This window comes from Polymorphobacter sp. (assembly GCF_051860865.1).
GTDB lineage: Bacteria > Pseudomonadota > Alphaproteobacteria > Sphingomonadales > Sphingomonadaceae > Sandarakinorhabdus.
In genome coordinates this window covers 1-619 of record NZ_JBIMKZ010000146.1, presented here as the reverse complement: position 1 = coordinate 619, position 619 = coordinate 1, and the positions used below count along the sequence as shown (strand labels likewise).

Sequence of the window (619 nt, the reverse complement as noted above, 5' to 3'; positions counted from 1 at the left end):
GCGACGCCGAGGGGGTGATTGGGGTCATCGACAAGCCCTATTCGCATCTGGGCTTGCAATCGGCCCTGCATTTTATGGCTGAGGGGCTGGGAGCCGGGGTATTGCCGCCACCGCCGACCAGTTTGCGACTGGCCCCTGGTTGTGTTCTGGACGCGAGCGGCCTGTATTCTTTCGCTTAGCTACTAAACTTATGGTGTCATTGACTCTTCCGATGGTGTTTCTTTCAAGAACTATTTTGTACGATTATCGCATTCCGGAAATTATAATACGTTTTTACTGTGTAGCGCAGGTACGTGCCTGTCCACTTGTGGGCAGACATGGCTGGGTGGGGCGAGTATCCGGTCAGACTTATAATCGTTGCAAGGATACCAAGTGCCTGACCAGACGCCAGCATCGGAAGGCACGCTGCAGGTGTCGCAATTGGCGCGTCACCTGCTCCATACGATCGAGATGGAGCATGACGAAGACGGGACCGAACGGCTGGCTCTTGAGGCAGGGCTCGCGCTCGCCCAGCAATATGGCGGCGCCTACCCGTTTTTCTGGGATCGTCGACAGGGCGAAGCTGTAGCATCGATCGGCTTTCGCAAACTGTTTGGCCTGTCCCCGGACTGCCCCCTCA

The 619-nt window shown here is 56.5% G+C and carries 1 protein-coding gene; it reads left to right on the top strand.

Features of this window, described 5'->3' with window-relative positions; translation table 11 throughout:
- Positions 1–372: 372 nt before the first annotated feature.
- Positions 373–619: hypothetical protein (locus tag ACTIFJ_RS15340; RefSeq protein ID WP_439534983.1), on the top strand; the 247-nt coding region annotated here is incomplete at its 3' end.